This is a genomic window from Thermaurantiacus sp. (assembly GCF_053487655.1).
This window is the reverse complement of the sequence record NZ_JBRCLD010000028.1, coordinates 1-6646: the sequence shown is the minus strand read 5'-3', so window position 1 is coordinate 6646 and position 6646 is coordinate 1. Positions and strand designations below refer to the sequence as shown.

Sequence of the window (6646 nt, the reverse complement as noted above, 5' to 3'; positions counted from 1 at the left end):
GGGTTGAGCCGAGCTCCCCCGGCCCTTTTTCTTGCCTGTTTTGCGCAGACCGCGCATGGCGTGCCCGGGCCCGTAGCTCAATGGTCAGAGCCGACCGCTCATAACGGTCTGGTTGCAGGTTCGAGTCCTGCCGGGCCTACCGATGGCGAGGACCTGACGTGCAGAGAGCCGCGACGTTGCCGTCGCGGCCCTCGTCGCTGCCGATCGCTCAGGCGGCGAGCGCGTCGCAGCGCCTGCGAACCGCAGTGCCGACGAGTCCAAAGCCGGCAACTAGCATGGCCCAGGTGCCAGCCTCCGGAACCGCTCCGAAGCCCATGTTGTCGAGGGAACAGGTCTCAATGCAGCAGGCGGTGCCGGCAGCGACTGTCAGCTTGTTGACGGGAAGGCTGGAGACGATGCCGTAGAACCCGACGAACCTGTTGATCTCGGCAAGCACATGGGTCCCGCCGCCGACAAAGTGGACGGTCCAGATGTGACCGGTGTCGAAGCCGCTGGGGCCCATGTCGAGGTCGAAGCCGACGGCCCGAACCGGATTGAAGCTGTAGGTGGTCGCCGGGTTGACCACGTCCGCCCATTGGCCGCCGTTGATCGACCCCTTGGAGATGCTGAGGCCGTTGACGAAAGGGAGGTCGGGGAAATCCGCGGTCGCGACGATGGGGCTGGCGGCCGTGGTCCACATCGAGCGGTCGGTGTAGAGCGTGACAGCGGCGTTGGCCGCGCCGGCGATGGCAAAGGCAGCGGCAGCAAGGCTAAGCGTTAAGCGTGAAGTGGCTCATCTGATCCTCCAGTGCAGCTTCGCGGGAAGGCCTACTCCACCGATGCCGCAAGATTTGTGCCAACCTCACCGCCAGAAAAACGGATTACGTCGCGAGAGGGTTACCTTTCATGTCCGAGCGCGACATGCAAAGATAATTTACAACTGATCCGAAAGCGGGTCAGAGCGGCTTGGCGGCCGGGGCGCGGGCGGCGCGCGCAGCCCAGGCGGCCCAGCTTGCGGCAAGGCCCGGGGCGGCAGCGAGGGCGAGCAATTCCGCCGCCCCCGCGGGCGTGTAGCTTGCCTTGAGCACCGCGGCGATCGACCAGGCGCCCTCGGGCCGATGCTCGAGGGTGAGCCGGTCGCCCGCGGCGAGTTCGCCGGCCTCCAGCACACGGCAATACCAGCCCGAGCGGCCGTTTGCGACCATCGCCTTCACCATGGCCGGGTCATCGAACCAGCGGGCGAGCGTGGCACAGGGCTGGCGGGGCTGGCAGATCTCGAGAAGGGCGGTGCCGATGCGCCAGCGGTCGCCGACATGGGCGCTGTCTTCGTCGAGGCCGTCGATCAGCAGATTCTCACCGAAGGCGCCGGCAACGAGGCGGTCGCGGTGTCGGGGATGCTCAGCGCGCCAGAGCGGGTAGCTGGCGGCGGCATAGGCATAGACCGCCTTGTCGGGCCCGCCATGGACCCGGGGATTGCCGACCTCGTCACCTTCGAGCCCGAGTGGATGGACGGCGACCGGCCCTTGCCGTGACGCCTTGGCGTAGGCAGAGCGGCCGCCCTGCCGGACCAGGGCGCGGCCGGTCCGAACATCGAGCAGCAGGATCATCGCGGCCCCGCTAGGCCAAGCATGGGCCGGCGGCAAGTGAGAGGGGAGCGCTGCGCGGTGCGATGACCCCGCGCCGGTGCGACGAAGCGTGCGTGCAGATCCATGAGGCCCGCGGCCATGCGCGTGCGATGCCGTGCGCGCAAGAACAGCCTTGGGGCCGGGCGGCGATGTATTACGCTTTCTCGTCAGGGCAGAAAGTCATGCCGCACCGGGTTGACATCGCCATCGCAGGTATGGCTTATGTTAGCTCCCTGATGCCAACAGGAGAGGAGTAGCATCATGATTCGTGCGCTTGTTGTTGGTGCGGCCCTTGCTTGCACCGCTGTCCCCGCCTTTGCGATCAGTTCGGTCTCGGGCCCCGTGGCGCAAAGCCTGCCGGCCTCTGTGAGTTCTGGGGGTGTTTCGCCGATGTTGGCATCGGGTGTCGTGCCCGAGCCCGCCACTTGGGCCATGATGATTGCCGGCTTCGGCCTGGTTGGTGCGATGGTGCGCCGGCGCCGTCTCCTGACCGCCTGACCTTGGCTTGATGAAATGGGGGAGCCGGGGCCGTCCGTCGGCGCCCGGCTCTTTTCAGTTGTAGCGGCGCAGCTCATCCTTCGCGATGGCCTGGCGATGGACCTCGTCAGGTCCGTCAGCGAGGCGCAGTGTGCGCTGGCCCGCATAGCCGGAGGCAAGCCCGAAATCCTGGCAGACTCCGCCCCCGCCGTGGGCCTGTATCGCCATGTCGATAATCCGGGTGGAGACATTGGGCGCCACGACCTTGATCATGGCAATCAAGGTCTTTGCTTCCTTGTTGCCGACAGTGTCCATCATCCAGGCTGCCTTGAGAGTGAGAAGGCGCGCCTGCTCGATAGCAATTCGGGCTTCGGCGATCCGCTCATGCCACACCCCCTGGTCGGCGACTGGTCGGCCAAAGGCGACACGAGATTTGAGGCGTTTGACCATCTTCTCGAGCGCACGCTCGGCAGCGCCGATAGAGCGCATGCAATGGTGGATTCGGCCTGGGCCAAGCCGACCTTGCGCGATTTCGAAGCCGCGGCCGGGGCCGAGGATGATGTTCTCGGCCGGAACCCGCACATTCTCCAGCAGCACCTCGAAATGGCCGTGCGGTGCATCGTCATAGCCAAAAACATGGAGCGGCCGGATCTTGGTAATCCCAGGCGTGTCGAGGGGAACGAGAATCTGGGACTGTTGCAGGTGACGGGGGGCAGAAGGGTCGGTCTTGCCCATGACGATTGCGACCTTGCAGCGCGGGTCGCCGACACCAGATGACCACCATTTGCGGCCGTTGATCACATAGTGGTCGCCATCCTTTACAATCGAGGTCTCGATATTGGTTGCGTCCGACGAGGCGACGGCAGGCTCCGTCATGAGAAAAGCGGAGCGGATCTCGCCAGCGGCAAGGGGCTTCAGCCACTGGTCCTGCTGGGCCTTCGTGCCATAGCGGGCGAGCACTTCCATGTTGCCCGTGTCTGGCGCTGAGCAGTTGAACACTTCGCTCGACCAGCCGACACGACCCATTTCCTCTGCGAGCGGCGCATATTCAAGGTTGGTCAAAGGCGTGCCTTCGAAGTGGAATTCGTGGACCGGAGGACCTCCGGCATGGACTGGGGGAACGAACATGTTCCAAAGGCCCGCCTCGCGCGCCTTGGGCTTGAGCTCCTCAATGAGCTTGATGACTTTCCAGCGCTCGCCTGTCATCACTTCTTCGGCGTAGCGATCTTCGTTTGGATAGATATGCGCATCCATGAAAGCGCGCAGGCGCTCCAGCATCTCCAATGTCCGGGGCGAATAGGCGAACTCCATGGCCGCTCCTCCTCTTCTCCTGCGCTCCATAGCGGAGCCGGTCCAGTGAGCAACTGCTGAGAAGGGCCAGCGCTTCAGAGCGGGTCGAGAAGAGCGCCCCCAGCTGCAAGCTGAGCGCTCGCCACCCCGGGCGGGGGATGAAGAGCAACCGTTGCAAAGGCAATCCGGCCTCCTGCAGGGATGGAGGAGACAGAAGTGCGCACATGGCGGCGCTCGAGCATCCGGCCAGAGGCGTCAACCAAGCGGAGTTCGATTGCGGGGAGAAAGGCTGCCGTTGGACCAGGATTGACAATCTCGCCAGCGACTTCGAGTACGGCAGCACCGTCCGGAAGGCGGTCAAGGCGGCTTGCGACTTCGAACCTGAGCGGCGAGTTCGGGCGCAGAAAGGCTGGGAGGGATACTGAAGGAAGAGAAACGACGGCCAGCTGCTCGGCTAGCTGCCGAGCGCGCAGCGGCAGGCGGGGGTCGGCCGCAAGTGCCTGGACCACCTCGGGGCGAAGCATGAGCGCGGTGAGCGCACCGCCCGAGAGCCCAAGGCCAATCCCAAGCATGGCGGCGGCAATGGTTGCTGCAGACCTGCGCCTTGGCGCGCTTGGCACTGCCGTGGCGGGCGCAGCGCTCGGATCCGGCGCCACGGCAGGCAAGAAAATCGTTGCGCAAACGCGACAGCGAAGTCGCCGGGGCCGGGAGTCCCTGCCCGCCAGCAGTTCCGGCGGCACCTCGTAGCTGCTACCACAATTAGGGCAGATCAGCTGTCTCATGGCAAATAGACTACCATATCTGGTGGTCAGAGCAAGCAAGGTTGAAGGCCAGCTAGCGGATTGCGGCCTAGGAGCACTGCCGGTAAGGCCTGGCGGCCGTGGCCCGCAAACGCAATCGCTCCCGCCGCGGGTCCCCCCCCGGCTGCCTGTTCCGCCTGTTGCACCTGCTTGTGGTCTTTGCCTTGCTTGCCATGGTCGGCGTCAGCCTTGGGTTCCTGCTGTTTGCTGCCACCCTCCCACAGCCGGCGGCGCCGGGTCTCGTCACCGATGGCGCTGTAGTCCTGACTGGCGGTCCGGGCAGGCTTGCCCGCGGGCGCGAGGTGCTTGCGAAAGGACTGGCACAGCGCCTGCTCATCTCTGGAGTTGATCGCAGGGTGCGCCCAGACGAGCTCAGGGCTGCCATGGGCTTGTCCGAAGCGCAGTTCGCAGCAGTCGATCTCGGCTTTGTGGCGGAAAATACCCGGGCCAATGCAGCCGAAGTGGCGGTGTGGGCGCAGGCGAACCAGTTCCGGAGCATCCGCGTCATCACCTCGGACTTTCACGCTCGCCGCGCCCGGCTCGAGATCGCTGCACGGTTGCCCGAGGACGTCGGGATTGTCGTCGATGCGGTTGCCTCCGATCCTGACCTTCGGACTCTGATGCGCGAATATGGGAAGTATCTGGCGGCATGGCTGCTGCTCGGGCTGGGCTGAGGATGGCTAGTCTGAGGTCCTTCCTTTTCGCCCTTGTGTTCCTTGGTGGCACAGTGCCGCTCGCCCTATTCATCGCTGCTGCGGCACCCTTTTCGCCAGCAGTGGTGCAAAGGGGATCGCATCTGTGGTCGGTCTGGTTCGTCTGGTGCGCAAGGGTGCTCGCGGGCGTGCGGCTCGAGGTGCGCGGGGCAGTGCCGCAGCATCCCTGCCTGGTGGCCTTCAAGCACCAGTCGGCATTCGAGACCTACTTGACCCTTTATCTCTTCAGGCGTCCGGCCGTGGTCATGAAAAAGGAGCTGCTCGACATCCCGGTCTGGGGCTTCATCGCCCGGCGTCATGGCTCGATCGGCGTAGACCGTTCACGCGGGACGGCAGCATTGAAGCTTCTCTTGCGTGAAGCCAAGGAGCGCGTTGGTGCCGGGCGGCCCATCCTCATCTTTCCGGAAGGGACGCGCGTGCCCGTCGGGGCTGCACCGCCGCTGCGGGCCGGGCTTGCCGCGCTTTATCAGACGACCGGGCTTGCCATTGTGCCGGTTGCGCTTGATTCCGGCCGGCTTTGGGGCAAGGGCCTTGTGAAGCAGCCGGGCACGGTGACTCTTGCCTTCCAGCCCGAAATCCCGCCAGGCTTGCCCAAGGAGGAGATGGAGGCCTTGGTCCATGCCGCCATCAATGCTGACCCGCGGACGGCTGCAGTGCGCGCGCAATGACAAGGCCGCCCCTGTGGCTCACGCTGGTGCCGCTGCTGCTTGGCATTGCAGGCTGGTATCTCGCCTGGAGCCAATGGCGCGACCGGCTGGAGACGGCGCTGTTGGCGCTGTTGCCGGCCGGCACGCCAATTGCGCTCGGCGGCTTTCCCTATCGGCTCGAAGCCCGCACAGGGCCGGTCCAGCTGGAGCGCGCGGGCGAGGCCGTCACAGCCCGGCTTGCTGCCGAGGCGATGGTTGTCAACCGCCAGCCTTGGCGGGTCGACCGGCAAGTCATCAACCTTGCGGCGCCGCGAATAGCGCTCACCGGTCTTCGCGGTGCAACGCTCGGGCTGGAGGCCCCTTCGGCGCAAGCGAGCCTCAGGTTCGATTCGGGGTGGATTGCGCGCGCGTCCGCAGTGTTCGAGGCAGCGCGCCTGAGAGCCGAGTTCCTGCCAGTGCCGGCTCGGGCGGAAAGGCTCGAAGTGCATGTGCGCGAGACGCCAGCAAATGTGGTTTCGGATCAATCGGCAACCTTGCCGGTGCAGGCGCAGCTCATACTCTCTGCCGTTGCGCTGCGGTTCGGAGAAGGGGAGGCCGTAAGCCTTTCGGCTGCGCTTGATCTCACAGCGCGCGCGCCGGTTCGGCGTGTGGCGACATGGCAGGCTGGGGGGACCGCCGAGCTTCGCGAGCTGGTGATTGCCGACCGCGAGGGCGAGGTGGTGCGCGTTTCAGGCACCTTCTCGCCGGGGGCGGACCGGCGGCTATTGTTCGCTGGCAGTGTCGAGACGGTCTGTCCGGCCTCGGTCCGGGCGGCGCTTCTCGGCAGCCCGCCAGTCTCCGAGAAGCGCACCAGGAAGCCGGTCCGCTTTGCGCTGACAGCGGTGCTCGGCGAGTTGGCGGAGCCAGAAGCGCCAGTGCCGGGAGCGGTTGCGCCGCCGGTGAGGGCCCAGGCGCCCGACTGCCCGCGCTTGCGCTGACTGAGGCAGCGGCCTATTCCGGATTCTGGAGGCCAGCGCGGGCGTGCCGTTCGCCAACCCGGTCAGGTCCGGAAGGAAGCAGCCGTAACGATTTCCGGTGCGGGTCGGGCTGGTCTCCACCTTCGCGCGCGCCCAGCC

At 65.8% G+C, this 6646-nt stretch carries 7 protein-coding genes, 1 tRNA gene, 1 other RNA gene and 1 pseudogene; 6 read left to right on the top strand and 4 right to left on the bottom strand.

Annotated features, from left to right (window positions below; genetic code table 11):
- Positions 1 to 66 precede the first annotated feature (66 nt).
- Positions 67 to 139: transfer RNA gene (locus tag ACWIQA_RS02985), tRNA-Ile, on the top strand.
- A 69-nt stretch (positions 140 to 208) separates the two neighbouring features.
- Here the strand turns inward: ACWIQA_RS02985 and ACWIQA_RS02980 are convergent.
- The gene (locus tag ACWIQA_RS02980) at positions 209 to 679 is read right to left on the bottom strand and encodes a PEPxxWA-CTERM sorting domain-containing protein (protein WP_448581579.1); all 471 of its coding nucleotides are present in this window, start codon (positions 677 to 679) and stop codon (positions 209 to 211) included.
- A 256-nt stretch (positions 680 to 935) separates the two neighbouring features.
- A complete protein-coding gene (locus tag ACWIQA_RS02975; protein ID WP_448581578.1) occupies positions 936 to 1586 on the bottom strand; it encodes an MOSC domain-containing protein in 651 nt (216 codons plus the stop codon).
- Between the two features lie 420 nt (positions 1587 to 2006).
- On the opposite strand from ACWIQA_RS02975, the pseudogene ACWIQA_RS02970 reads away from it, so the two are divergent.
- Positions 2007 to 2102: pseudogene (locus tag ACWIQA_RS02970) on the top strand (PEPxxWA-CTERM sorting domain-containing protein); the annotation flags it as partial.
- Positions 2103 to 2156: 54 nt separating this feature from the next.
- On the opposite strand, the gene ACWIQA_RS02965 reads toward ACWIQA_RS02970, so the two are convergent.
- Together ACWIQA_RS02965 and ACWIQA_RS02960 are read right to left on the bottom strand one after the other, a co-directional pair.
- A complete protein-coding gene (locus ACWIQA_RS02965) occupies positions 2157 to 3392 on the bottom strand; it encodes an acyl-CoA dehydrogenase family protein (protein WP_448581577.1) in 1236 nt (411 codons plus the stop codon).
- A 74-nt stretch (positions 3393 to 3466) separates the two neighbouring features.
- A complete protein-coding gene (locus tag ACWIQA_RS02960; RefSeq protein WP_448581576.1) occupies positions 3467 to 3943 on the bottom strand; it encodes a DUF3426 domain-containing protein in 477 nt (158 codons plus the stop codon).
- Positions 3944 to 4311: 368 nt separating this feature from the next.
- On the opposite strand from ACWIQA_RS02960, the gene ACWIQA_RS02955 reads away from it, so the two are divergent.
- From ACWIQA_RS02955 to ffs, 4 genes are all read left to right on the top strand, one after another.
- The gene (locus ACWIQA_RS02955; protein WP_448581575.1) at positions 4312 to 4845 is read left to right on the top strand and encodes a YdcF family protein; all 534 of its coding nucleotides are present in this window, start codon (positions 4312 to 4314) and stop codon (positions 4843 to 4845) included.
- A gap of 2 nt (positions 4846 to 4847) precedes the next feature.
- A complete protein-coding gene (locus ACWIQA_RS02950; RefSeq protein ID WP_448581574.1) occupies positions 4848 to 5552 on the top strand; it encodes a lysophospholipid acyltransferase family protein in 705 nt (234 codons plus the stop codon).
- Complete coding sequence (locus ACWIQA_RS02945; protein WP_448581573.1) at positions 5549 to 6508, top strand: hypothetical protein; 960 nt, start codon at positions 5549 to 5551, stop codon at positions 6506 to 6508. The genes ACWIQA_RS02950 and ACWIQA_RS02945 overlap by 4 nt, the downstream gene beginning before the upstream one ends.
- Positions 6509 to 6534: 26 nt before the next feature.
- An RNA gene (gene ffs, locus ACWIQA_RS02940) (signal recognition particle sRNA small type) lies at positions 6535 to 6630 on the top strand.
- The last annotated feature ends 16 nt before the right edge of the window (positions 6631 to 6646 follow it).

Coding starts and splice junctions, on each gene's coding strand:
- ACWIQA_RS02980 (WP_448581579.1), bottom strand. CDS start 679: ATGTGGACCACGGCCGCCAGCCCCATCGTCGCGACCGCGGATTTCCCC.
- ACWIQA_RS02975 (WP_448581578.1), bottom strand. CDS start 1,586: ATGATCCTGCTGCTCGATGTTCGGACCGGCCGCGCCCTGGTCCGGCAG.
- ACWIQA_RS02965 (WP_448581577.1), bottom strand. CDS start 3,392: ATGGAGTTCGCCTATTCGCCCCGGACATTGGAGATGCTGGAGCGCCTG.
- ACWIQA_RS02960 (WP_448581576.1), bottom strand. CDS start 3,943: ATGCTTGGGATTGGCCTTGGGCTCTCGGGCGGTGCGCTCACCGCGCTC.
- ACWIQA_RS02950 (WP_448581574.1), top strand. CDS start 4,848: ATGGCTAGTCTGAGGTCCTTCCTTTTCGCCCTTGTGTTCCTTGGTGGC.
- ACWIQA_RS02945 (WP_448581573.1), top strand. CDS start 5,549: ATGACAAGGCCGCCCCTGTGGCTCACGCTGGTGCCGCTGCTGCTTGGC.